The sequence below is a fragment of the Mesorhizobium opportunistum WSM2075 genome (genome assembly GCF_000176035.2).
Classification (GTDB): domain Bacteria; phylum Pseudomonadota; class Alphaproteobacteria; order Rhizobiales; family Rhizobiaceae; genus Mesorhizobium; species Mesorhizobium opportunistum.
Genome location: NC_015675.1, coordinates 5,740,758 through 5,765,333, shown reverse-complemented (window position 1 = coordinate 5,765,333; position 24,576 = coordinate 5,740,758). Strand labels below are relative to the sequence as shown.

General features: G+C 63.2%; 23 protein-coding genes, 2 pseudogenes and 1 riboswitch. Of the genes and pseudogenes, 17 read left to right on the top strand and 8 right to left on the bottom strand.

The window, feature by feature from the left end:
• The first annotated feature begins 85 nt into the window (after positions 1-85).
• Positions 86-1,186, top strand: coding sequence for a 3,4-dihydroxy-2-butanone-4-phosphate synthase (gene ribB / locus MESOP_RS27820; RefSeq protein ID WP_013896679.1), 1,101 nt, complete (start codon positions 86-88; stop codon positions 1,184-1,186).
• 50 nt (positions 1,187-1,236) lie between these two features.
• Here the strand turns inward: ribB and MESOP_RS27815 are convergent, their stop codons facing one another.
• Positions 1,237-2,460 (bottom strand): MFS transporter, encoded by a 1,224-nt coding sequence (locus MESOP_RS27815; protein WP_013896678.1) that lies wholly within the window; start codon positions 2,458-2,460, stop codon positions 1,237-1,239.
• Positions 2,461-2,581: 121 nt separating this feature from the next.
• Between MESOP_RS27815 and MESOP_RS27810 the strand changes: the two genes are divergently transcribed.
• A complete protein-coding gene (locus tag MESOP_RS27810; RefSeq protein WP_013896677.1) occupies positions 2,582-3,190 on the top strand; it encodes a TetR/AcrR family transcriptional regulator in 609 nt (202 codons plus the stop codon).
• Between the two features lie 89 nt (positions 3,191-3,279).
• On the top strand, positions 3,280-4,263 hold the full coding sequence (locus MESOP_RS35320; RefSeq protein ID WP_013896676.1) for a hypothetical protein: 984 nt from the start codon (positions 3,280-3,282) through the stop codon (positions 4,261-4,263).
• A 95-nt stretch (positions 4,264-4,358) separates the two neighbouring features.
• Here MESOP_RS35320 and bluB read toward each other — a convergent pair.
• Positions 4,359-5,009: pseudogene (bluB, locus tag MESOP_RS36315) on the bottom strand (5,6-dimethylbenzimidazole synthase); the annotation flags it as partial.
• Between the two features lie 48 nt (positions 5,010-5,057).
• Positions 5,058-5,237, bottom strand: a riboswitch (cobalamin riboswitch).
• Between the two features lie 121 nt (positions 5,238-5,358).
• Here bluB and MESOP_RS27800 point away from each other — a divergent pair.
• The 6 genes from MESOP_RS27800 (at position 5,359) to MESOP_RS27775 (ending at position 10,394) form a co-directional block, all read left to right on the top strand.
• Positions 5,359-6,285 carry a histone deacetylase family protein gene (locus tag MESOP_RS27800; RefSeq protein ID WP_013896674.1) on the top strand — a complete coding sequence of 309 codons (927 nt, stop codon included), beginning with the start codon at positions 5,359-5,361 and terminating at the stop codon, positions 6,283-6,285.
• A gap of 3 nt (positions 6,286-6,288) precedes the next feature.
• Positions 6,289-6,540: an exodeoxyribonuclease VII small subunit gene (locus MESOP_RS27795; protein ID WP_013896673.1), complete on the top strand. Its 252-nt coding sequence runs from the start codon at positions 6,289-6,291 to the stop codon at positions 6,538-6,540.
• A 174-nt stretch (positions 6,541-6,714) separates the two neighbouring features.
• Complete coding sequence (locus tag MESOP_RS27790) at positions 6,715-6,981, top strand: DUF2277 domain-containing protein (RefSeq protein WP_010914875.1); 267 nt, start codon at positions 6,715-6,717, stop codon at positions 6,979-6,981.
• Between the two features lie 40 nt (positions 6,982-7,021).
• Positions 7,022-7,942, top strand: a complete 921-nt coding sequence (locus MESOP_RS27785; RefSeq protein ID WP_013896672.1) for a pirin family protein — start codon at positions 7,022-7,024, stop codon at positions 7,940-7,942.
• Between the two features lie 102 nt (positions 7,943-8,044).
• Positions 8,045-9,958, top strand: a complete 1,914-nt coding sequence (gene dxs, locus MESOP_RS27780) for a 1-deoxy-D-xylulose-5-phosphate synthase (protein WP_013896671.1) — start codon at positions 8,045-8,047, stop codon at positions 9,956-9,958.
• Positions 9,959-10,106: 148 nt separating this feature from the next.
• Positions 10,107-10,394 (top strand): hypothetical protein, encoded by a 288-nt coding sequence (locus tag MESOP_RS27775; protein ID WP_013896670.1) that lies wholly within the window; start codon positions 10,107-10,109, stop codon positions 10,392-10,394.
• On the opposite strand, the pseudogene MESOP_RS27770 reads toward MESOP_RS27775, so the two are convergent.
• Positions 10,391-10,519, bottom strand: a pseudogene (locus MESOP_RS27770) (GFA family protein); the annotation flags it as partial. The gene MESOP_RS27775 and the pseudogene MESOP_RS27770 overlap by 4 nt on opposite strands.
• 651 nt (positions 10,520-11,170) lie before the next feature.
• Here MESOP_RS27770 and MESOP_RS27765 point away from each other — a divergent pair.
• The 3 genes from MESOP_RS27765 to MESOP_RS27755 all read left to right on the top strand — a co-directional run bounded on the left by MESOP_RS27765 (position 11,171) and on the right by MESOP_RS27755 (position 16,042).
• Positions 11,171-11,935: a TlyA family RNA methyltransferase gene (locus MESOP_RS27765; RefSeq protein ID WP_013896668.1), complete on the top strand. Its 765-nt coding sequence runs from the start codon at positions 11,171-11,173 to the stop codon at positions 11,933-11,935.
• On the top strand, positions 11,932-13,167 hold the full coding sequence (locus tag MESOP_RS27760) for a class I SAM-dependent RNA methyltransferase (RefSeq protein ID WP_013896667.1): 1,236 nt from the start codon (positions 11,932-11,934) through the stop codon (positions 13,165-13,167). Before MESOP_RS27765 ends, MESOP_RS27760 begins: the two co-directional genes overlap by 4 nt.
• A 169-nt stretch (positions 13,168-13,336) precedes the next feature.
• Positions 13,337-16,042 carry a caspase family protein gene (locus MESOP_RS27755; RefSeq protein ID WP_013896666.1) on the top strand — a complete coding sequence of 902 codons (2,706 nt, stop codon included), beginning with the start codon at positions 13,337-13,339 and terminating at the stop codon, positions 16,040-16,042.
• Between the two features lie 73 nt (positions 16,043-16,115).
• On the opposite strand, the gene MESOP_RS27750 is transcribed toward MESOP_RS27755, so the two are convergent.
• The 5 genes from MESOP_RS27750 to MESOP_RS27730 all read right to left on the bottom strand — a co-directional run bounded on the left by MESOP_RS27750 (position 16,116) and on the right by MESOP_RS27730 (position 19,798).
• Positions 16,116-16,796: a transglutaminase-like cysteine peptidase gene (locus MESOP_RS27750; protein WP_013896665.1), complete on the bottom strand. Its 681-nt coding sequence runs from the start codon at positions 16,794-16,796 to the stop codon at positions 16,116-16,118.
• 107 nt (positions 16,797-16,903) lie between these two features.
• Positions 16,904-17,293, bottom strand: a complete 390-nt coding sequence (locus tag MESOP_RS27745) for a type II toxin-antitoxin system VapC family toxin (protein ID WP_013896664.1) — start codon at positions 17,291-17,293, stop codon at positions 16,904-16,906.
• A complete protein-coding gene (locus MESOP_RS27740) occupies positions 17,280-17,555 on the bottom strand; it encodes an AbrB/MazE/SpoVT family DNA-binding domain-containing protein (protein WP_013896663.1) in 276 nt (91 codons plus the stop codon). The genes MESOP_RS27745 and MESOP_RS27740 overlap by 14 nt, the downstream gene beginning before the upstream one ends.
• A gap of 94 nt (positions 17,556-17,649) precedes the next feature.
• The gene (gene tldD, locus MESOP_RS27735) at positions 17,650-19,062 is read right to left on the bottom strand and encodes a metalloprotease TldD (protein WP_013896662.1); all 1,413 of its coding nucleotides are present in this window, start codon (positions 19,060-19,062) and stop codon (positions 17,650-17,652) included.
• Positions 19,063-19,237: 175 nt separating this feature from the next.
• Positions 19,238-19,798: an invasion associated locus B family protein gene (locus tag MESOP_RS27730; RefSeq protein ID WP_013896661.1), complete on the bottom strand. Its 561-nt coding sequence runs from the start codon at positions 19,796-19,798 to the stop codon at positions 19,238-19,240.
• Positions 19,799-20,057: 259 nt separating this feature from the next.
• On the opposite strand from MESOP_RS27730, the gene coxB reads away from it, so the two are divergent.
• The 5 genes from coxB (at position 20,058) to MESOP_RS27705 (ending at position 24,576) form a co-directional block, all read left to right on the top strand.
• A complete protein-coding gene (gene coxB, locus MESOP_RS27725) occupies positions 20,058-21,074 on the top strand; it encodes a cytochrome c oxidase subunit II (protein ID WP_041165072.1) in 1,017 nt (338 codons plus the stop codon).
• Positions 21,075-21,112: 38 nt separating this feature from the next.
• Entirely contained in the window at positions 21,113-22,765 is a 1,653-nt protein-coding gene (gene ctaD, locus MESOP_RS27720) for a cytochrome c oxidase subunit I (protein ID WP_013896659.1), read from the top strand.
• A 76-nt stretch (positions 22,766-22,841) separates the two neighbouring features.
• Positions 22,842-23,786: a heme o synthase gene (locus MESOP_RS27715; RefSeq protein ID WP_013896658.1), complete on the top strand. Its 945-nt coding sequence runs from the start codon at positions 22,842-22,844 to the stop codon at positions 23,784-23,786.
• The gene (locus tag MESOP_RS27710; protein WP_013896657.1) at positions 23,783-23,947 is read left to right on the top strand and encodes a hypothetical protein; all 165 of its coding nucleotides are present in this window, start codon (positions 23,783-23,785) and stop codon (positions 23,945-23,947) included. Before MESOP_RS27715 ends, MESOP_RS27710 begins: the two co-directional genes overlap by 4 nt.
• Positions 23,947-24,576, top strand: coding sequence for a cytochrome c oxidase assembly protein (locus MESOP_RS27705; RefSeq protein WP_013896656.1), 630 nt, complete (start codon positions 23,947-23,949; stop codon positions 24,574-24,576). The genes MESOP_RS27710 and MESOP_RS27705 overlap by 1 nt, the downstream gene beginning before the upstream one ends.

Here is a 24,576-nt window from a genome sequence, read left to right as displayed (position 1 = left end):
GTAGGGAATAGGCAGTAGGCCTTTTTTTCTTTCCCCTACTGCCCTATTGCCTACTCCCTATTCCCGCGAGCGAAGCGAGCACTCCATGCCTTACGACCAGAAGAAGATCGTCGAAGCCCTGCGTGCCTTCGAACGCGGCGAGATCGTCGTCGTCATGGACGATGACGGGCGCGAGAACGAGGGCGACCTGATCGTCGCCGCCGTTCATTGCACGCCGGAGAAGATGGCCTTCATCGTGCGCAACACCTCCGGCATCGTCTGCACGCCGATGCCGCGCGAGGAAGCCAAACGGCTCAACCTGCAGCCGATGGTCGCCGACAATGATTCGGCGCATACCACCGCTTTCACCGTCAGCGTCGATTTCAAGCACGGCACCACGACGGGCATTTCGGCTGACGACCGCACGCTGACCGTCCGCAACCTCGCCAACGGCAATGTTGGCGCTTCCGATTTCGTCCGCCCCGGCCACATCTTCCCGCTCATCGCGCGCGAGGGCGGCGTGCTGATGCGCTCCGGCCATACCGAAGCAGCGGTCGACCTGTGCAAGCTCGCCGGCCTGCCGCCGATCGGTGTGATCTCGGAACTGGTCAATGACGACGGCACCGTCAAGCGCGGCCCGCAGGTCGCGGCCTTTGCCGAAGAGCATGGTCTCAAGCAGGTGTCGGTAGCCGATCTCATCGCCTACCGGCAACGCAAGGAAACACTGGTCGAACGCGTCGCCTGTTCCGAAATCGACACGCTCGGCGGCAAGGCGCAGGTCTTCACCTACACGCTGCCCTGGGATTCCATGCACCACGTCGCCGTTGTCTTCGGCGACATCCGCGATGGAGAAGAGGTGCCTGTGCGCCTGCATTCCGAGGATGTGGTGACCGACGTCTTCGGCACCAGTCACCGGCTGGACGCCATCATGAAGGCAATGGGCGAGCGCAAGCGCGGCGTCATCGTCTATCTGCGTGAGGGCTCCGTCGGTGTCGCGCACCAGGAGCGCAAGCGCCCGGCGAGCGGCGAGCGCGAGGATCATGAGGAGGCCCGCCGGCGCGAGAATGAATGGCGCGAAATCGGCCTCGGCGCTCAGATCCTCAAGGATCTCGGCATCTCCTCGATCAATTTGATCGCCTCGCGCGAACGCCACTATGTCGGCCTCGAAGGGTTTGGCATCCATATCGCCAAAACCGAAATCATCTGAACTGCCAGTGATGATAGCGCCCGGTCCGTTCAAACCGGGCGCTTCGTGGATCATTCAGCAGGAACGACCGCCGCTTCGCATCCATCCAGCTCGCAATTGTGGATGGCGAGGCTGCTCTGCCCAAATAGTACCGTGACCAGCGCAATGGTGCCTGATGCCACCGAAACCCAGAACCCGTTCTGGGCGCCGAACGCGTCCACCACCGCACCGGCGGTGAACGACCCCAGCGCCATGCCGATGCCGATGCCTGTCATCACCCAGGTGATCCCCTCGGTCAGCATCGCTTCCGGCACATGTCGTTCGATCAGGCCGAACGCCGTGATGAAGGTCGGCGAGATCGCGACGCCGCTGATGAAGACGGTCAGCGCCAGCAGCGGCACGCTGTCGGCGGTGAGCGGCAGCAGTGTGCCGAGCGCGACCAGGGCGACCGCGATGGCAAGTTGGCGCTGCAGCGGCGCCTTGAGGTTGAGCGCGCCGACGACGATGCCCAGCGCGAACGATCCCAGCGCATAGACGCCGATGACGAGGCTCGCGGCACCCGGCTGGCCGAGTTCCTTGGTGATCGCCACCGTGCTCACTTCCGTTGTCGCAAACGTCGCGCCGATGAAGATCAGGGCGAAGGTGATGATCCGCACCGGCCGCAGGCGGATCGCCGAACCGCTGGAGCCATAGTCCACCGGTCGCACTTTCGGCTCGGTCGACCGCTGCAGGATGAAGGCCATCGATCCGACGGCGAGGAACAAGGTGCTCGCCAGCATGCCGGCCTCGGGGAACAGGCCGGCACTGAGGCCCACCGACAGCGACGCTCCGGCGATATAGACCAGTTCGTCCGCCGCCGATTCGAAGGCGAAGGCGGTGTTCATCTGAGGCCGGCCCCGGAAAATCTCGGTCCAGCGCGCCCGTACCATTGCCGGCATGCTGGGCATGGCTGCCGCCAGCAGCGCGGACACGAACAGCGTCCACATAGGCCAGTCCTGATTGGCCGCTGCAATCAGCATGAGGAAAGCAAGCACGGAGATGATGGTGGTGGGCACGACAATTGGGGTCTGGCCAAAGCGGTCCACCAGCCTTGATATTTGCGGCGCCAGGAAAGCGTTGGCCAGCGCGAATGTCGCCGAAACGGCGCCCGCCAGCCAGTACTCGCCGTGTGTCTGCGACAGCATCGCCACGATGCCGATCGGAGCCATGGCGATCGGCAAGCGCGCCATGAAGCCGGCAGTTGCAAAGCCCTTGGCGCCAGGGGCGCGAAAGATTTCCGAATAGGGGTTCTGCATGATGCTGTTCCTCGACAAAGGACAATTCGACAATTACATACGACGCGTATGAGTGTTAGATAGACCATACGTCGCGTATGTCAATTGGCATACGAGACGTATGTGAATAGGGCCAGACGGAATGCACAAACCACGCAAGGAGATGATTGCGCAGACGCGCGCCAAGCTGATCGCCGCGGCCCGGCAGGCCTTCGGCACCATCGGCTACGCCGAGGCGTCCATGGATGATTTCACAGCGTCGGCTGGGCTGACGCGCGGCGCGCTCTATCATCACTTCGGCGACAAGAAGGGGTTGCTGGAGGCGGTCATCGCCGAAATCGACGCCGAGATGGCGGCTCGGGTGAATGAGGTCGCATCGAGAGCGCCGAACCGCTGGCAACACTTCGTCGACGAGTGCACGACCTATATCGAGATGGCGCTGGAGCCGGAGATCCAGCGCATCATGTTCCGCGACGGCCCGGCCGTGCTGGGGGATCCGGCACAATGGTCGAATGCCAATGCCTGCGTCGGCTCAATGACCGATCATCTTGCCGCGCTGCAAGGGGAGGGGGTGGTCGTCCCGAGCGTCGACCCCGAAACCGCCGCACGGCTGATCAACGGCGCCAGCAGCCAGGCGGCGCAGCGGATCGCCAATTCGAACGATCCCGAGGCGACATCGAGGAAGGTGGTGGTGGCGTTCAAGCAACTGCTCGAAGGCCTGCTCAGGAAACCGGGTTCGCAGCCGAACTGATATCCCGTCCGCGGTCCGGGATCCGCCCACGATTGACAATCTTCGGGTTGAGCGCATCCTCCCCAGCCATCTCTGAGGGGATTCGGGGCATGTGGGATTTCGATATCGGCAGGTCGGTGTCCATCATGATGCGGACCTGGCCCTTCATTGTCTTTCGCATGATCGTCTATTTCGGCATCACGCTGGCCTACATCATGGCGACCGGCACCGGTGCCTCGGTCGGCTATGGCGTCGGCCATATCTCCACAGATCCCGACGGGCCGATGTCCTTTGCCCTATGGGGCGGCGTGGTCGGCTTCGGCATCGTCTCGATCGCCGTCTACTGGATCCGCGAATACATCCTCTATGTCGTCAAGGCCGGCCATATCGCCGTCATGGTCCATCTGATTGACGGCCAGGACGTTCCCGGCGGCCAGGACCAGATCGCCTATGCCAGGCAAGTCGTGACCGAGCGGTTCGCCGAGGCCAACATCCTTTTCGTCGTCGACCAATTGGTCAAGGGCGCCATCCGCGCCATCACCGGCCTGCTTGGCGGCATTGCCGCCTTCCTGCCGATTCCGGGCCTGAGCGGCCTGGTCTCCTTCATCAACACGGTGATCCGCCTATCGCTGACCTATGTCGACGAGATCATCCTCGGCTACAATATCCGCATCAATTCGTCCTCGCCCTTCGAGACAGCGCGCCAAGGCGTGGTGCTCTACGCCCAGAACGGCAAGACCATGGTCAAGAACGCCGTCTGGCTGGCAGTCATCATGTGGGGCGTCTCTTTCGTCATCTTCTTGGCTATGCTGGCTCCTGCCGCCGCAATTCTCTTCATCATGCCGGGGCAACTGGCTGGTTGGGCCTTCGTGCTCGCCATCGTCTTTGCCTGGGCGTTCAAGGCGGCTTTCATCGAGCCCTTCGCCATCGCTTGCCTGATGCAGGTCTATTTCAAGACCATTGAGGGCCAGGTGCCCGATCCCGCCTGGGACGCTCGGCTCTCCGAGGCATCGTCGAAATTCAGGGAACTCAAGGACAAGGCGCTGGCCTCCTTCGGCGGCTCGCGCTGGGATACGGCGGGCGCGACACGCTGATCGGCCGGGCTTGCCGGCGCGGCATTGACGGCGTTGAGGCGTGCAACCGTCGATTTGAGCCGCACCTCGCCCTGACCGCAAAAAGTCTCGCTCTTGATCAGTTCGGGCAGCGGCAGGCGTCGGCCCCAGCCATGGGTTTCGAGGTCCGGTTTCGGCGCGAATTCGGAGACCCGGCCGACGCAGAGATAGGCGACCGGCGTCACGTGATCGGGAATAGCCAGCAGGCTCTTCAGCGCTTGCGACTCGATGATGCTGACCCAGCCGACGCCGACGCCCTCGGCGCGCGCCGCCAGCCAGAAATTCTGCACCGCGCAGACCGTGCTGTAGAGGTCCATTTCCGGATTGTGCCAGCGTCCCAGCGGCGAACCCTTCGACCGCTGCCGGTCGCAGGTGATGCAGATGTTGAGCGCGCTTTCGCAGATGCCTTCCAGCTTGAGCTTGCGGTAGAGCGCCTGCCTTTCCTGTTCGATGGCCGGAAGTTCCTGTTCGCGCGCGGCGAGGAACAGGTCGCGCACTTCCGCGCGCCGTGCGGCATCGCGGATGACGATGAAGTTCCACGGCTGCATGAAGCCGACCGACGGCGCGTGGTGGGCGGCAAGCAGCAGCCGCGCCAGCACCTCGTCGTCGAGCGCGTCGGGCAGGAAATGGCTGCGCACGTCACGCCGCGTGAACATGGCGCGGTAGACCGCGTCTCGCGCCATCTGGTCAAATCCGTCGCTACCAGGAGCGGTCATGTGTTCCGGCATCGCTTGTCCCCTTGCGATTGCTATCGATGCCAGCCGCCTGACCATGCGGATGACGATGTCTGCCAGGCCGGTCTTCTGGCTTGGGATCAACCCGCGTCCGATGCCTTCCCGTCATCGACAGTGGCATTTACCGGCGCGGTCCCCCTCACAGCGTTGGGCACGCCACGGAATTCAACCGTGTTCCCGATTCTCCCGCTTGCGGCGGGCACCAGGCAGTGTCCGCGACCTTACGCCGAACCGCCCAGGGCGCCAATCCCCGCAGCGACGCCAATGGACGCAGGCGTGATTTTCCCCAGCGATCGAGCCGCGATGCATGGCCATCGCGGCGCCGGGGCACTAGATAGGGAGCATGGCCACTCGTCTCTACACGCATCCGATCTTCCTCGAACACATCACGCCGCCTGGCCACCCCGAGCGGCCGGACCGCTTGCGCGCCATCGAGCGGGTGCTCGACGACGAGGCCTTCGCCGCACTCGATCGTGTCAAGGCGCCGGAAGGTGACGAGGCCACCATCCTCTACGCGCATCCCGCCGATTTCGTCGCCCGCGTGCGCGCCGCCATCCCTGACCAAGGCATCGCCCGCATCGATGCCGACACCACCGCCAGCCCGAAGAGCTGGCAAGCTGCGATCGCGGCGATCGGCGCCGCCAATGCGGCCGTCGACGATGTCTTTGAGGGCCGCGCCGACAATGTGTTCGTCGCAGCGCGGCCCCCTGGCCACCATGCCGAAAAAACCACGGCCATGGGCTTCTGCCTCTTCAACACGGCGGCCATCGCCGCGCGTTATGCACAGAAGAAGCATGGCGTCGAACGCGTCGCGGTCGTCGACTGGGACGTGCATCACGGCAACGGCACGCAGGACATTTTCTGGGACGATCCTTCGGTGCTCTATTGCTCCACGCATCAGATGCCGCTCTACCCCGGCACCGGCGCGAAGGACGAGACCGGCGCCGGCAACATCGTCAACGCGCCGCTTGCGCCGCAGACCGGCAGTGAGGTATTTCGCGACGCCTTCCTGTCGCGCGTGCTGCCGGCGCTCGACAATTTCGCGCCGGATTTGATCATCATTTCCGCGGGCTTCGATGCGCACCACCGCGACCCGCTGGCCGAGATCAACCTGACCGAGGACGATTTCGATTGGGCGACCGGCCAGCTGATGCAGCGCGCCGCGCGCCACAGCCGCAACCGGCTCGTCAGCCTGCTCGAGGGCGGCTACGATCTGCAGGGATTGGCATTTTCGGTCGCCGCCCATGTCGGGCGACTGATGAAAGGATGAATGATGGCTGGTGAGACCAACGAAGACGTCAAGGCGATGAGCTTCGAACAGGCACTCGACGCGCTGGAGAAGATCGTCGATGATCTGGAGCGCGGCGACGTACCGCTCGACCAGTCGATCAAGATCTATGAGCGCGGCGAGGCGTTGAAGGTGCATTGCGACCGGCTGTTGAAGGCCGCCGAGGACAAGGTCGAGAAGATCAGGCTGTCGCGCGACGGCAAGCCAGTCGGGACGGAGCCGCTCGACGCGGACTAGAGCAATTCCAGGAAAAGTGTGAGACGGTTTTCCGTCCGGAATTGCGTTAAAACAAAGAGATAGGGTGAACCGCTCTTGGAGCGCGGTCTCACCGGTTTTTGGACACTATCATGTTTGAGGATTAGAGTTCGTCCCGATTGAAACGGCTCCAGGACAAGAGGAGATACGGAAGCGATGTGCAGAAACATCAAGACCCTGTTCAATTTTGATCCGCCGGCAACCAACGACGAAGTCCGCGACGCGGCACTTCAGTTCGTCCGCAAGCTGAGCGGAACGACGCGGCCCTCGAAGCAGAACCAGCACGCGTTCGACCATGCGGTCGAAGCTATCGCGGCATCGGCACGCGAGCTTCTCGATTCGCTTGAAACCAACCAGCATCCGCGCAATCGCGAAGAGGTTGCGGCCAAACTGCGGGCAAAGGCGGCGATCCGCTTCGCCTGATGTGGCCAGGGCGGTCCTTGGCCGCCGACAAGGAGAGTTCATGAGCTTCTTCCCCGGGGAGGATCCCGAAGCCGGCGACGCCTTCGCAAGCGACCAGATCGAGCTGATGGTCATCCCGAATGCCAAGGACATTGGCGGCTTTGAAGTCCGCCGCGCCTTGCCGACCGCCAAGAGACGGCTGGTCGGTCCGTTCATCTTCTTCGACCGCATGGGACCGGCGATCCTGCGCGCCGGCCAGGCGCTCGATGTCCGCCCGCATCCGCATATAGGCCTGTCGACGGTGACCTATCTGTTCGACGGCAAGATCCGCCATCGTGATTCCCTCGGCACCGAAATGGTGATCCAGCCCGGCGACGTGAACCTGATGACCGCCGGCCGCGGCATCGTGCACTCCGAGCGCACGCCCGAAGAACTGCGCGGCGCGCCGATGTCCATCTCCGGCCTGCAGACGTGGCTGGCGCTGCCGGACGACAAGGAAGAGGTGGCCCCGGTGTTCGAGAACACCGCTGTCTTGCGGCTTCCCGATATCGACGCCGAAGGCGTCAGCGGCCGCGTCGTCATCGGCGATTTCCAGGGACTGCGCTCCCCGGTGAGGACCGACTCCGAGACGCTCTACGCCGATCTCAGGCTTGCGCCGGGCGCCAGTGTGAAAATCCCGCCCGATGCCGAAGAACGCGCCGTCTATACGCTTGAAGGCGAGGTCTCGATTTCGGGCGACGTCTTCCCGGCGGAGCGTCTGCTGGTGTTCCGTCCCGGCGATGAGATCATCGTATCGTCGCAAACCGGTGCGCATTTCATGCTGTTCGGCGGCGCCTCGCTCGGTTCGAAGCGGTATATCTGGTGGAATTTCGTCTCGTCGTCCAAGGAGCGCATCGAACAGGCCAAGCAGGAATGGAAGACGGGCCGCTTCGATATCGTTCCAGGAGATGAGGAAGAGTTTATTCCGTTGCCGGAAGGCTGAAGAAGATCGGCGAGGGGACCTGATTGATCCGCGTCGCTGACACGCATTTACTTTCGCCGGCCGGCGGCCTATCCCGCCGTTGAACAGAAAGCCCGAGCACCCGTGAACGCAACGCCGCAGACGCCGCTTCTCGACAAGGTCCGCATTCCGGCGGATCTGCGCGCGCTTGCCGAGAGCGAGCTGCCTCAGCTTGCGTCCGAGCTTCGCCTCGAACTGATCGACGCCGTGTCTCGCACCGGCGGCCACCTTGGCGCCGGCCTTGGCGTGGTCGAACTGACGGTGGCGCTGCACTATGTCTTCGACACGCCGGATGACCGGCTGATCTGGGATGTTGGCCACCAGGCCTATCCGCACAAGATCCTGACCGGCCGCCGCGACCGTATCCGCACACTGCGCCAGGAAGGCGGCCTGTCCGGTTTCACCCGCCGCGCCGAGAGCGAATACGATCCCTTTGGCGCCGCCCATTCCTCGACATCGATATCGGCCGGCCTCGGCATGGCCGCCGCGCGCGACCTCTCTGGCGGCCGCAACAATGTCATCGCCGTCATCGGCGACGGCGCCATGTCGGCCGGCATGGCCTATGAGGCGATGAACAATGCCGGCGCGCTCGATGCCCGTCTCATCGTCATCCTCAACGACAACGACATGTCGATCGCGCCGCCGACCGGCGCCATGAGCGCCTATCTGGCGCGGCTTGCCTCGGGCAAGGCCTATGCCGGCCTGCGCGACTTCGGCAAGAAGCTGACCTCCTACCTGGGTAAGCGCGCCGACCGCGCGATCACACGGGCGGTCGAACATGCGCGCGGCTACGTCACCGGCGGCACGCTGTTCGAGGAGCTCGGCTTCTATCACATCGGCCCGATCGACGGGCACAATCTGGAGCATCTGATCCCGGTCCTGAAGAACGTCCGCGACAATGGCGAAGGCCCGGTGCTGATCCATGTCGTCACCCAGAAGGGCAAGGGCTATGCGCCGGCCGAAGCCGCCGCCGACAAATATCACGGCGTCAACAAGTTCGACGTCATCACCGGCACGCAGGCCAAGGCGCCGGCCAACGCGCCGGCCTACACCAAGGTGTTCGCCGAAAGCCTGATCCAGGAGGCCCGCGAGGACGACCGCATCGTCGCCGTCACCGCCGCCATGCCGGGCGGCACCGGCCTCGACCTGTTCGGCGAGGTGTTCCCGGCCAGGACCTTCGATGTCGGCATTGCCGAGCAGCATGCGGTCACCTTCGCGGCCGGCCTCGCCACCGAAGGCTACAAGCCGTTCGCGGCGATCTATTCGACCTTCCTGCAGCGCGCCTACGACCAGGTCGTCCACGACGTCGCGATCCAGAAATTGCCGGTGCGTTTCCCCATCGACCGCGCCGGCTTCGTCGGCGCCGACGGCGCCACCCATTGCGGCGCTTTCGACACCACCTTCCTGGCAAGCCTGCCGGGTTTCGTCGTGATGGCGGCGGCCGACGAAGCGGAGCTGCGCCATATGGTGCGAACCGCAGCGAGCTATGATGACGGGCCGATCGCCTTCCGCTATCCGCGCGGCAACGGCGTCGGCGTCGACATGCCGGAACGCGGCTCGGTTCTCGAACTTGGCAAGGGCCGCATTATCAGGGAAGGCACCAAGGTCGCCCTGCTGTCCTTCGGTACGCGTTTGCAGGATTGTCTGGTCGCCGCCGAGGAACTCGGCGCAGCCGGGCTTTCCACTACGGTCGCCGATGCTCGCTTCGCCAAGCCGCTCGACCAGGATCTGATCCGGCGGCTCGCCCGCTCGCACGAGGTTCTTGTGACGGTGGAGGAGGGGGCAGTGGGCGGCTTCGCCAGCCACGTGCTGCAGTTCCTCGCCCATGAAGGATTGCTGGAAAGCGGCCTCAAGGTGCGCCCGCTGGTGTTGCCCGACACCTTCACCGACCACGCCAAGCCGGAAAAGATGTATGCCGATGCCGGTCTCGATGCCGACGGCATCGTGCGCACCGTGTTCACCGCGCTGGGGCATACGGCCCACGCCCAGCGCGCCTGACTCGACATATCAAGCGCTTGAATCGGTTTGCCGGCCTGATTTCATAACCCATTGTTAACACTGTCATTTGGCGTTTTGCTTACCGTATCTCTTGGCCGTTTTTCAACGACGCCCTGCTAGATCGATGCCAGGCAGGGAGACAATGGGAATGAAGACGCTTTTGTGTGGCGCGGCGTTTCTGGCCGTCATCGCGGCACCCGCGGCGGCCGAGACAAGCTATGACCGCAATCTCGAAAAGGCAGCAGTGGGCATTGTCGCCGGCAAGATGGGCGATATCAGGGGCGGCTTTTCCTACAAGCAGGTGCCGCAATTGGTGGTCGTGCCGGACCCCGCGCCTGCGCCCCCGGCTGAGCATCCGCGTGAACAGGCTTCAGGGGGGCGGGGCGACGGCCTGTCTCCAGCCGTCGACCGGCAAGTGCCCCGCACCATATTCTAGAACCACATGTCGCGTACGCAGCGGCCGTCCCGCGGCAGATCCTCAAAAGTGTCGAGGCCGTCGAAACGGTCGATCGGCAAGTCGGCGACCGCTTCTGGCGGCGCCAGCCGCGCATTGACTGCGATGGGGCAAGGCCTGATGTTCAGATGGGAGCTGGTGCGCCCGCGGGCTTTCGCGCCCAGCAGATGAATGATTGGGCGACGACTTGCGATCATTGTAATCGGCCTGCTTCTGGTGGCCTGCTATAGTCGACGGCATCATCGAGGTTAACGTGAAAAGTTTTGGCGCACTACTGATTTCTATTAGCGCAATTGTCATAATTATATCTATTATTTATCAATCACTTTTATACATTTTCTACAGGGCGAGGCACGATAAGCTGAAAAAGGCAATTTTCTATGTAAGGGCCTTTTTTTCACTCCTATTCATGTTGGGAATGATCATAGATAGGTAATATGCGGAGAAAAAAGTGCGCGCGATAGGGGCAAGAAGTACTGTGACTGGAATTACGGATTTGCGGTGACAGTGCACATTCTCTCTTCGCCGCCTTGTGCTGGCAAGGCAAGTCTCAACCACCTTAAACCACAAGCTCATGCCCATGGTAACCTCAACTCGGTTGTTTCGCTTATGGGGTGCGGTCCCGCGCTGTCATCGTGTTCTTGGGACGCGCCCCTCAAAGTGCAGCAGGTCGCTTGGATTTCGCACGCTGTCCGACGATGTTCTCTGTTCCACCCCAATGTCCTTGCCATCACCGCCGGCTTTCGCCATGAAGGCCAATGAATTCGCCTCTGCCAGCCAGCGCCCGCCAGCGGCTCGACGACCTGCTCGTCCAGCGCGGGCTGTTTGCCAGCCGTTCGCGTGCCCGTGATGCGGTCGAGCGCGGCACGGTAACGGTCGACGGTGTTATCGCGCGCAAGCCCGGTCAGAACGTTTCGCTGCAATGTCTTGTGACCATCGATGATCCGGCGCAAGGCTATGTGTCGCGCGCGGCGTTGAAGTTGCTCGGCGGGCTTGACCATTTCGGCCTCGACCCCGCTGGAAGCGAGGCGCTGGACGTCGGCGCCTCGACCGGCGGCTTCACTCAGGTGCTGCTCGAACGCGGCGCATCCCATGTCACGGCGATCGACGTCGGTCACGGCCAGACGCATCCAGATGTTGCCGGAGATTCGCGCGTCACGGTCGTCGAGGGGCTGAACGCCCGCGATCTCACCATCGCCGATCTTGCCGGCAGGATTCCGGATTTCATCGTCTCCGATGTCAGCTTCATCTCATTGAAACTCGCGCTGCCGCCGGCGCTTGCCATTGCGAAGGCCGGTGCCAGGGCGATCTTTCTGGTCAAGCCGCAATTCGAGGCGGGTCGCGAGGCGATCGGCAAGGGCGGCCTGTTGAAAGATCCCTTCGACGCTGCCCGTGTCGCCGGCCTGCTACAGGATTGGCTCGACGCCGTTCCCGGCTGGCGCTCGCTCGGCCTGCATCTGTCGCCGATCGAAGGTGGCGACGGCAACCGCGAATTCCTGCTCGGTGGGGTCAAGGATAGATGAGCGCGCGCTTCACCATCAAAAAGCTTGGCGCCCAGGGCGACGGCATCGCCGAAACCGAAAGCGGCGATCTGTTCATTCCCTTCACGCTGCCCGGTGAAACCGTCACCGCCGCGCGCGAAAGGGATCGCGCCATGCTGATGGCGGTGCTGGAGGCCTCGCCGCTGCGCATCGATCCCGCCTGCCGCCATTTCACCGAATGCGGCGGCTGCGCCCTCCAGCATTTCCGGGCCGAAGCCTATCGCCAATGGAAACGCGACAAGATGGTCCACGCCCTGAAGGGCATCGATTGCGACATCGGCGAACTGGTCGCCTGCGCGCCGCACACGCGCCGCCGTGTGGTGCTTGCCGCCCGGCGCACCGAGACAGGCATGCTGCTCGGCTTCAATCGCCATCTGTCGCCCGAAATCATCCCCATATCCGAATGTCCGATTTCGCTGCCCGAGATCGTCGCCGCGCTCGACCGGCTTAAGGCGCTCGCGGACTTGATCTGCGCCACCACGAAATCGTTCCGGATGGCGGTGACCGTGACCGGTTCCGGCCTCGACGTCGCCGCGCATGAATCCGGCAAGCTCGGCGAGAACCAGCGCCGCATCGCCTCCAATTTCGTCATGGCGCAAGGCTTTGCCAGACTGTCCATCGATGACGAGATCATCATCGAACCGAGGAAGCCAGTGGTCATGTTCGGCAGCGTCGCGGTCGCCGTGCCGCCCGGCGCCTTCCTGCAGGCGACCGAGGCAGCCGAGCAGACCATGGCCGATATTGTCGGCGCCCATCTGAAGCGTGCCAAGAAGGTCGCCGATCTTTTCGCCGGCTGCGGCAGCTTTGCGCTCAGGCTGGCCGCGAAGTCGGAAGTCCATGCCGTGGAAGGCGATGCGGCGGCCCTTTCTGCGCTCGACCGCGGATCGCGTTTCGCGACCAGTCTGAAGCGGGTGACGGGCGAGCGCCGCGACCTGTTCCGTCGGCCGCTGACATTCAAGGAGCTGAACGCCTTCGACGGCTTGGTGTTCGATCCGCCGCGCGCTGGTGCCGAGGACCAGTCGAAGCAGATCGCCCGCTCGGATGTTGCCTACGTTGCCGCGGTGTCCTGCAACCCGGTGACGCTGGCGCGGGACCTGCGCATCCTCATCGATGGCGGCTACACCCTGAAGAGCGTTACGCCGATCGACCAGTTCCTGTGGTCGCCTCATGTCGAGGCCGTCGCCTTGCTGGAGAAACCGAGGCGACGCCGGTAGTCCGATGTCGCTGGCTCGCGGAAATTTGTGAAGCCTGTGCTCTTTCGACGAAATTGCGCCCCAAAGCCGCCGCGTTGCGTCTCTCTATTTTCGCCCGGTTCGGGAAACATTGCGACCCTTCCGGCGTTGTTAGGCTGAAGGGACGACGGATAGCGGATTGCGGATTGCAATGCGGACGCTTCACAAATTCGTTGGTCTCGTCTTCGTTCTCCTTTTTTTCGCGGTCACCGCCGCCACCGGGGCGGTGGTGCAAGGTGAAAAGCGTCTGGCCTTCGTCATCGGCAATGGCGCCTACAAGGCCGGAGAGCTCGCGACGGCCGCCAATGACGCCGGCCTGATCGCGCAGACATTGCAGGCCGCCGGGTTCGACGTGGTTGGCGCGCGTGACGTGGACCAGGACTCGCTGCGCGGCGCGTTTCGCGATTTCATGGGCAAGGTGTCCGCCGCCGGTCCCGACGCCGTCGTTTTCGTCTATCTCGCAGGCCATGGCGTGCAGTTCGAGGGTGAGAACTACTTCCTGCCGGTCGATGCTCAGATCGCCAATCCAAACGATATCCCGCTTCAGGCGATGCGGATTTCCGATATCACCAGGCCGCTGTCCGGGTTGCCGACCAAGGTCAATATCGTCGTGCTCGACGCGGCGCGGCCAAATCCCTTCCCAAAGTGGAAGGAGCCGCTGGCCGGTGGCCTTGCCTTGGTCGATCCCGATCCGAACATGCTGATAGCGTTCAACGCCGCTCCGGGAACTGTCGCGCCGGAGGGCAAAGCGCCCTACGGAGCCTACGCCAAGGCGCTTGCCGAGATGATGCGCGAAGGCGGCCTGTCGCTACGGGACGTATTCGACCGCACGCGCCTGCGCGTCAGCGAGGTCACGCAAGGCGGGGAACTGCCATGGAGCGCTTCGAAGATCACGGCGCCTTTCGTTTTCTTCGAGCGCAGCGCGGATGCTCCTCCGCCCAAGGTTTCGGCCGCGGAGACCCGGGCGGCGCGAACCAGGCCGATCCGCGATTTCGACGCGCATGACGCCTATGTTGCCGCCCTCGAGCGCGACACGATGCGCGGTTACGACGATTTCCTCGACGCCTATCCGCACGATCCGATGGCCAAGCGCGTGCGCGCCATCATTGCGGCCCGGCGTGAGGCGATCACCTGGCGCGAGACCTGGATGACGGACACGCCTGAAGCCTACTGGTCCTATCTGGAACGCTACGCGCGCGGCCCGCATGCCTGGGACGCGCGCCGCCGGCTGGAGCATTTCGACGCCGAGCTGGAACCGCCGGAGAGCTTCACCGTCATCGTCTACGACGTGGCGCCACCACCGCCCGAGGAAATTATCTATGTCGACCGTCCAGTAATCTTTTTCGACGATTTCGATTTCGCGCCGCCACCGCCGATCACGGTGATCTTCCTGCCGCCGCCGCCGCCGGATTTCGTCGTGCTCGAGCCACCGCCGCCGCCGGTCGACGTCTTCGTCCTGCCGACGCCCTTATTCGTGCCGATACCCGTGTTCATCAACCCGCCGCGCCACATCGTGCCGCCGCCGAACGACATCATCTTCAACAACATCCACAACACGACCGTCATCAACAATATCAACACGACGATCAAAAACGAGACCATCGATCAGGCCGCGCAGCCAAGCGCCGGTGTTCAGGGTGGCCGCACCACGGGCCGGCAGACGACCGGAGGCGCCGTTGGTGCCCGCGCGGATGCGCTGGCGGCCAGGGTCGCGTTGCCGCCGCCGCTGCAGAAGAAGGCGGCCATGTCCAGTCAGATCACCAATCAGCAACTGGGCGACCGGAAACAGGGCAGCCAGAAACAGGCCGGCTTGCCGCTGAAGCCCGGGCAGCGCGTCATTGAGGGCCAGCAGTCCGGCACTGCTATTCCGCAGTCGGATACCCGATCCTCGACCGGCAAGCTTTCGCGCGACCATGCCCTGCCTGGTGCGAACGGCAAAAGGCTGCCGCTCGTCAACGGCAAGCCGGCGCTCGACGGTCGGAACTTGCCTAGTGACCAGAACTTGCCTGGCGACCAGAACCTGCCTGGCGACAAGTCAGGGAAGCGTTTGAGCGGGCGGGGCGCGGCGGGTGGCAACAACAGCCAGCAGGCCACTGGAAACGCCGGCGCCGCCGCTACCGGCCAGGGCAATGAGCAGACCAGAGCCGGCAATGCCCAGGGCAAGAATCGCAAGCTCCGCAAGCTGCCGACCGTCAATGGCATGCCGGACGAGAACCAGCCGAGCGCGCGGGAGAAGTTCCGGAAGAACAATCCGAACGCCTTCTCCGATGAGAGCAGCGGCAGGCCGAAGAAGCTGAGGCGCAAGGACCTGTCCGCCGGCCGCTCTGTTTTCGAATCGGGTGATCAGGGCTCGAGCGCAACCAAAAAGGGCAGGAAATTCCGCAAACTGCCGACCGTCAACGGTATGCCGGCCGAGAACCGGCCGCGCGTTGAGGAGCGGTTCAGGAACAACAATCCGGACGTGTTCTCCGAGCGGAACAACGGCAGGCCGAGGAAGCTGATGCGCAGGGATCTGTCTCCCGGCCAGTCCATCGTCGAACCGGGCGATCAAGGTTTGGCCAACAGGAGCGACAGGGGCAGGAAGTTCCGCAGGCTGCAGAACGAAGAAGGGTCCGCCGGTGGCGAGGTCGACGTCCAGCGCAACTTCAAGGTCAACAGGCCGGACGAGAACGCGCAGCGCCGGTTGATGCAGGAAAGGCCGAACGAGCAGGTGCTGCGGCCGCAAAGACAGGAACCGAGGCCGGAATTCCGAGAGCAGCCGAAACCTCAGATGCAGGAGCAGCGCCTGCCGCAGCCGCAGGAGTCCAAGAAGAAGCTATCTTGCGGGCAAGAGGGCGAGCCGTCCTGCAACCAGTAGGCCGGTCGCAGCGGAAGCATTTCCAGGAAAAGGCGCATAGTTCGGCTGCTCGGTCTGAGAGCCTGGCGACACGTCAGGTTTTCGGAGTGCCGCCGCGCTGGTTGATCGACATCCAGATGTTCGGGTTCTGCTGCGACTGGCGTTTCAGGAAATAATAGCCGGTCGCGTTCCAGGGCCGGATTTGATCGGCCAGGTTGTCCAGGACGAGATCGCCCCTGTCGGTCTTCACCGTCAGGATAGTGTGGCCTTCATTGTTCAGGTCGCGCACCACCGTCATCAGCAGCGCCTGCCGGGGAAATCCCGCTTCCATGAGAAGCTTGCGCTTGTAGTGGGCGTAGATCTTGCAGTCGCCCTTGCCGTCCACCGGATAATCCCAGTGGTCCATCATCGTGCCCCAGTGTTCGTAGTTGCTGACCGGCTTGATGGCGCGGTTCGCCTTTTGGTTTATCCGCTTGAGGATACGCAGGTTCTGCGCGGTCAGCTTGACGCTCGTGGCCGGCAGGGCGGGCACCTTGCATTCTTTCGGCCTGCGATGGCAGAAATCGACCCAGCCGTAGGGAACGCTGGTGCGTCCTCCAACGGCGGCGGAGCGCAGGTCGATCGCGATCGGCTGCGCCTTCGTGGCCGGAACCGACGGCCGCTTGAACAATGTCGACTGCGCCGCGGAGGGGTCGACAGATAGCGATGTCGCACCGATCAACGAAGCAAGGCCCAGAAGGAAGGAAGAGGTCAGGATGCCAGGGGAACGCAGCACTGCCAACACCACCGCAACGAGAAGATTGGCGACGAGTTAATGCGGAAACGCCGGCCAAGGCAATTGAACAATTAATAATTTGCTAACACGATTGTGTTCGGAGCCCGCTATGCCTCTTGCACGCCGCCATGCCCTGCAGCCCGAGCAGACTTGACGAGTTTGCGGTCGAAGGTGGCAAATCCCGAGCAATGCGCCGACTTGCCGAGATGCAGTGCGTCCGCGAAATCCATCCCCGTCTCGGCCAGATCGAGGGCGGATGAGACGGTCATGGCATCCTCCATCTCGATAGTTGGGAGCCCTCCGAACGCCCGCAGAGCCCGCACGACTTCGGCCTGTCCGAAACCATAGGCACTGCGCAGCACCCATTCGACTTCCAGGATCACCGTGATGGTGACAAAGACCGACTGACCGTCGATCAGCTCTCGGGCGCGCGGCGATTGCTGCGGATGGTCGCTCGTCAGGTAACGAACGATGACATTGGTATCAATCGCGAGCATGGCGTCGCCGCGCCTCGGCAAGCACGCCCGCGTCCATTTCTTCCAGCGTCTTCGGTTTGCCGCTGTGGGGCAGGGAACCAAACACGTCTTCTGGGCGCGTCTCGGCAAAAGCTGGCGCAGGCTTCAAAAGGACACCCTCCGGTGTGTCCTCGACCTGCAGGCGCGTTCCGGCACCCCAATCCCTCCGCTTCCGGATTGCACTGGGCAGGATGACTTGTCCCTTGGTCGAGACGGTCGTTGTGAGTTTTTCGGAAGCGGCCATTGTGGCTTACTTTGTAAGACGAAGGTAAGATAGACCGCAGCCGAACCGAATTCAAGCCTGAAAGCCCATCGGGATCGTGAAACGGCGCCCGCCCTCAAACCCGGGTGCCGCCGACCGTCATCTGGTTCATCCTGAGATGCGGCTGGCCGACGCCGACCGGCACGCCTTGTCCGGCCTTGCCGCACATGCCGATGCCATTGTCGAGCTTCATGTCGTTGCCCACCATCGAGACGCGGTGCATGGCGTCGGGCCCGTTGCCGATCAGCATCGCCCCCTTGATCGGCTGCGTCACCTTGCCGTTCTCGATCAGGTAGGCCTCGGTGCAGCCGAACACGAATTTCCCGGACGTGATGTCGACCTGGCCGCCGCCGAACGAGACGGCGTAGATGCCGTTCTTGACCGAGGCGATGATCTCGTCGGGCTCCATGTCGCCCGCGGTCATGTAGGTGTTGGTCATGCGCGGCATCGGCTGGTGCGCGTAGCCTTCGCGCCGGCCGTTGCCGGTTGCCTTCATGCCCATCAGCCGGGCGTTCTGGCGATCCTGCATGTAGCCGACCAGTCTGCCGTCCTCGATCAGCACGTTGCGGGCCGAAGGCGTGCCTTCGTCGTCGACGGTGAGCGAGCCGCGGCGTTCGGGGATCGTGCCGTCATCGACGACGGTGACGCCCTTGGCGGCGACCTGCTGGCCCATCAGTCCGGCGAAGGCCGAGGTCTTCTTGCGGTTGAAGTCGCCTTCCAGGCCGTGGCCGACGGCTTCGTGCAGCATGACACCCGGCCAGCCGCTGGAGAGCACGATGTCGAAGGTGCCGGCCGGGGCGGGGATCGCCTCGAGGTTGACCAGCGCTTGCCTCAGCGCCTCTTTTGCAGCGTGTTTCCAGCTGTCCTCGATCAGGAATTCGCCGAACGCCTTGCGCCCGCCCATGCCGTAGGAGCCACTCTCCTGGCGGTCGCCATCGCCGACCACGACCGAGACGTTGATGCGGACCAGCGGCCGGATGTCGCGCACCATCTGGCCGTCGGCGCGCACGATCTCGACATGCTGCCAGGAGGCGGCGAGCGAGGCGGTCACCTGGCGCACGCGGGGATCCTCGGCCCGCAGCCAGGCGTCGATTTCCTGCAGCAGCTTTGCCTTGGCCTCGAAGGAAGGCGAGGGGATCGGGTTCTCCTCGCCATAAAGATGGCGGTTGGTGCGGGCGGGTGCGGCGGCAAGCGTGCCGGAATAGCCGCCCTTGACGGTCGAGACGGCATCCGCCGCACGCAGCAGCGAGGCCTCGGATAGGTCGCTCGAATGGGCATAGCCGCTGGCTTCACCCGCGACCGCGCGCAGGCCAAAGCCCTGGTCGGTGTTGAAATTGGCCGTTTTCAGCCGGCCATTGTCGAACATCAGCGCTTCGCTCTCGCTGTATTCGAGGAACAGTTCGCCGTCATCGGCGCCGTTGATGGTCTCGGCGACGATCTGCTTGATGCGATCGTCTGAAATGTCGAATTGGCCGATCAGGCTGTTCATGGCGCGTCCATTCGTGGGAAGATTGCTGCTTTCCCCCGATGTAGGCGTGAAGCTGCGCCGAGACAATCGACAATGGAGATCCACGTCGCCGAATGACAGCGTCCGCTCGATGCGGGCGCCGCTTTCTGGTCATGAAAACCGCGTCACACTCACGGTTCTGTGCAAGGGACCGGGATCAGGGCAGCGCGGCAAAACCGTCGGCGAAACCCTTGAGGTCTACCGGGATGCCGATGCCTTCCTCAGGCGTCTGGAAGACAATGAACGTCGCCGAGGTGCCGGTCTTCAGCGTATCGAGCAGCGGCTTTTCGAGGATGACCTCGGCATAGCATCCGTCCTGGAAACAGCGCACGAAATAGGCGCGCCCGATATCCTTGCCGTCGACATTGAGGCCGAGCCCGTTCGGCAAAAGCACGCCAAGCGGCGCCAGCACGCGCAGGATCTCGGCTTTGTTGTCGGCGGTGCGCAACACGACGACCGACAGGCCCATTTCCGGACGATCCTCGGCGACGACGTTTTGCATCATCACGCATTGTTCCGAGGTGGCGCCGGCCGGCGTGTCGCAGATGATCGACCAGGCGCCATGCGTCGAGCGCACCGTGCCGCTCGGCTGGGCGGCATTGGCCTGACCGGTGACGAACAGACCGGCCGCCGACAGGGCAGCGACAAGCATGGCCTTGACCGAGGTGCTCGAAAGCCCCGGTCGCGTATGCCCCAGTCTTGAAAGCCAAGAGTTCATGACGGCTCCATTGCGAATCACGGCACTTTAAGCCGCGCCAATGCCAAGTAAAGGACGAGACCGCACGCGAACTGTCCCGAAACAGGCGATGCAGCGCTTTTCCCCGCCAATTTCGCCTGAATTACGACGCTCCCCGCGTCCTGCCGACATGAAGCGGGTGGCCTGCCGAACATACGCGTTTCGTCGTCGCGGCCGCTGCCCCGGAAGAGCCATGCCAGCCTGCGCGCAAAAATGCCGCACGGTTTCGGCCGCTCCTTTCTTGCGGAGGGAAAAAGAGTATGGTTTGAACCAGCTTGAGACTGTCGGGATTCCCGTCCCGGCATTGTTCGTTATTCTCGTTGGCACCGCCGCGAGGAACTGGGAGACGAAGAGGGCGATGAGAAATTTCCTAGCTAGCGCCAGGTTTCCAGCAAGTGCCAGGTTTCTGAGTGCTTATGCCGCTGCCACGATTTTTGCCGGCACATCCGCTCGGGCCGATCAGCCGGTGGAATGGGAGACGACCTTCCAGGCGCCGGCGACCGACATGATGCGGCAGATCGAATGGTTCGGAAACTACACGATGTGGTTCATCGCCCCGATCACCATTCTGGTGCTGCTCCTCCTCGCCTATTGCATCGTGAAATTCCGCGCGAGTGTGAACCCGGTCCCCTCCAAGACCAGCCACAACACGCTGATCGAAGTGGTCTGGACCGTCGGCCCGGTCGTGGTCCTGCTTTGCCTCGCCATTCCCTCGTTCCAGCTCCTGACCGCGCAGTACACCCCGCCGGAAGACGCTAAGCTGACCGTCAAGGCCACTGGCAACCAGTGGAACTGGGATTACGAGTACCAGACCGACAACACGCTCTCCTTCAATTCGGCCATCCTCCAGGATGGCGATCGCGCCAAGGCAGGCAAGGAGGATCGCAAGGTCTATCCGCGTCTGCTCGCCGTCGACAACGAACTGGTGGTGCCGGTCAACACGATGACCCGCGTGCTTGTCACCGCGACCGACGTGATCCACTCCTTCGCCATGCCGTCGTTCGGCATCAAGATCGACGCCATTCCGGGACGCACCAACGAGACCTGGTTCAAGGCGGAGAAGGAAGGCCTTTATTATGGCCAGTGCTCGCAGCTTTGCGGCAAGGACCATGCCTTCATGCCGATCGCCATCCGTGTCGTCTCGGATGCGCAGTTCAAGACTTGGCTGGCGGCAGCCAAGACCGATCTGCCCGGCGCCAACAAGACGCTGATGGCCGAGGTCGACGGCCAGAACAAGGTAGCGGCCGCCGGCAATTGATGCCGCGGGTTAGCAAGATTTAGGGAACGGAGCCGAACATGGCAGACGCTGCAGCTCACGACGGGCACGACCACAAGCCTTATCACGGCTGGGTGCGTTGGGTTTATTCGACCAACCACAAGGACATCGGTACGCTCTACCTGATCTTCGCGATCATGGCTGGCATCATCGGCGGCGCGCTGTCGGTTGCGATCCGCATGGAGCTGCAGGAGCCTGGCATCCAGATCTTCAGCGGGCTGGCGCAGATGGTCTACGGCATGAACGGTGACGCCGCGGTCGACGGCGGGAAGAGCATGTACAATGCCTTTGCCACCGCGCACGCCCTGATCATGATCTTCTTCATGGTCATGCCCGCCCTCATCGGCGGTTTCGCCAACTGGATGGTGCCGATCATGATCGGCGCTCCCGACATGGCGTTCCCGCGCATGAACAACATCTCCTTCTGGCTGCTGCCGCCGGCCTTCATCCTGCTGCTCACCTCGATGTTCGTGCCGAGCGCGCCGGGTGCCTATGGCGTCGGCGGCGGCTGGACGCTTTATCCGCCGCTGTCGACCTCGGGCCAGCCCGGGCCGGCCATGGATCTGGCGATCTTGTCGATCCACATCGCCGGTGCCTCGTCGATCCTCGGCGCCATCAACTTCATCACCACCATCTTCAACATGCGCGCTCCCGGCATGACGTTGCACAAGATGCCGCTGTTCGCGTGGTCGGTGCTTGTCACCGCCTTCCTGCTGCTGTTGTCCCTGCCGGTCCTGGCTGGCGGCATCACCATGCTGCTCACCGACCGCAATTTCGGCACGGCTTTCTTCGCGCCGGACAATGGCGGCGATCCGCTGCTGTTCCAGCACCTGTTCTGGTTCTTCGGTCATCCGGAAGTCTACATTCTGATCCTGCCGGGCTTCGGCATCATCAGCCATATCGTCTCGACCTTCTCGAAGAAGCCGGTGTTCGGCTATCTCGGCATGGCGTACGCCATGGTGGCGATCGGCGCCGTCGGCTTCATCGTCTGGGCCCACCATATGTATACGACCGGCCTGTCGCTCGACACGCAGCGCTATTTCGTCTTCGCCACCATGGTCATCGCGGTGCCGACTGGCGTGAAGATCTTCTCCTGGATCGCTACGATGTGGGGCGGTTCGATCTCGTTCAAGACGCCGATGCTGTGGGCGCTGGGCTTCATCTTCCTGTTCACCATCGGTGGCGTCACCGGCGTCCAGCTGGCCAATGCCGGCCTCGATCGCTCGCTGCATGACACCTATTTCGTGATCGCCCACTTCCACTACGTTCTGTCGCTGGGCGCGGTGTTCGCCATCTTCGCCGGCTGGTACTACTGGTTCCCGAAGATGACCGGCTACATGTACTCGCCGGTGATCGCCAACACCCACTTCTGGGTCACGTTCGTCGGCGTCAACCTGATCTTCTTCCCGCAGCATTTCCTCGGCCTCGCCGGCATGCCGCGCCGCACCATCGACTATCCCGATGCGTTTGCCGGCTGGAACTACGTGTCGTCGATCGGGTCCTATATCTCGGCCGTCGGCGTGGTGATTTTCCTCTACGGCGTGTTCGAAGCCTTCCAGAAGAAGCGGATCGCCGGCGCCAATCCGTGGGGCGAGGGTGCAACGACGCTGGAATGGCAGCTGCCTTCGCCGCCGCCTTTCCACCAGTGGGAACAGCTGCCGAAGATCAAGTAAGGCGGCTGCCCGCTCGAATACGAAACCGCCGGCCCGCCGGCGGTTTTGGCCAACGGAATAATGGACTTGAGTACGCATGGCCCTAGTCGACGAAACCAGCATTGACGAAGCCGGCTTCCGCATGTCGGAAGCGACGGCGGGCGATTTCTTCGCCCTGCTGAAGCCGCGTGTCATGTCCCTGGTGGTGTTCACGGCTTTTGTCGGCCTGGTCGCGGCACCTGTGACCATCAACCCGTTGCTGGCGGTGATCGCCATCCTGGCTATTGCCATCGGCGCCGGTGCCTCGGGCGCGCTCAACATGTGGTACGACGCCGACATCGATGCGGTGATGACCAGGACGGCCAGCCGTCCGGTGCCATCCGGCCGCATCCAGCCGCACGAGGCGCTGACCTTCGGGCTGGTGCTGTCGGCGCTGTCGGTGATGACGCTCGGCGTGCTCGCCAACTGGCTGGCGGCGACGCTGCTGGCTTTCACCATCTTCTTCTATGCCGTCGTCTACACGATGTGGCTGAAGCGCTGGACACCGCAGAACATCGTCATCGGCGGCGCGGCTGGTGCGATCCCGCCGGTCATCGGCTGGGCCGCGGTGACCGGGTCGGTCAGCGTCGAAAGCATCGTCCTGTTCCTGATCATCTTCCTGTGGACGCCGCCGCATTTCTGGGCCTTGGCGCTGTTCAAGTCCGAGGACTATGAACGCGCCGGCATCCCGATGATGCCGAATGTCGCTGGCCACGCCTCCACCCGCCGTCAGATATTCGCCTATGCGCTGGTGCTTGCGCCGGTTGGTGTGTCGCCGTGGCTGCTCGGCTATACCACGCCGATCTATGGCGTTGCCGCCGCGCTGCTCGGGGCTGGCTTTGTCTGGTATGCGTGGAAGGTGCTCGGCATGGCCGACGACGACCGCGCCATGAAGCCGGCCAAGGCTTTGTTCGCTTATTCGCTTCTCTATCTCTTCGCCATCTTCGCCGCCTATCTGGCCGATAGCGTGGTCGAACGCGCGCTTGCCATGGGTGGGGCATGACCATGATCGAGGAAAAGCTCGAGACGGTCACCTTGACCGAGCGCCAGAAGAAGGCGCGGCGCAGCCGTTCCGTCGCCATTGGCCTGGCGCTGGCGGTGCTGGTCGTCATTTTCTATATCGCGACGATCATCAAGTTCGGCCACAATTTGGGCACGATGTGATGAGCGCCGGGACATCCAGGAAGCCGGCCGGCAGGAACAGCAACCGCATCGTTGCGGCTGTCTGCCTCGCCTTCTTCACCGGCATGATCGGCATGGCCTATGCCGCCGTGCCGCTCTACAAGATGTTCTGCCAGGCGACCGGCTATGGCGGCACGACGCAACGCGTCGAAAAGCAGTATGCCGGCCGTGTGCTCGACCGCGAAATCACCGTCCGCTTCGACGCCAATATCGCGGGCGTGCCATGGGAGTTCCAGCCGGTCCAGCGCTCGATGACGATGAAGATCGGCGAGACGGTGCAGGCGCATTACCAGGCGACCAACAAGTTCGACCGCCCCGTTACTGGCCGCGCCACCTTCAACGTGCAGCCGGAACTGGCTGGCCCGTACTTCAACAAGGTCGAGTGTTTCTGCTTCACCGATACGACGCTGAAGCCCGGCGAGACGCTGGACATGCCGGTCGTCTTCTATGTGGACCCCGACATTGTGAACGTACCGGAACTGAAGGATATGAAGACGATCACTCTGTCCTATACGATGTTCCCGATCGAGAAGAACAAGCCGGTCGCCTCCTCGGAGTCGGCAAAGGGCAGTAGCAAGACAATTTCAAATACCGAAAATCTCGGGGGTTGA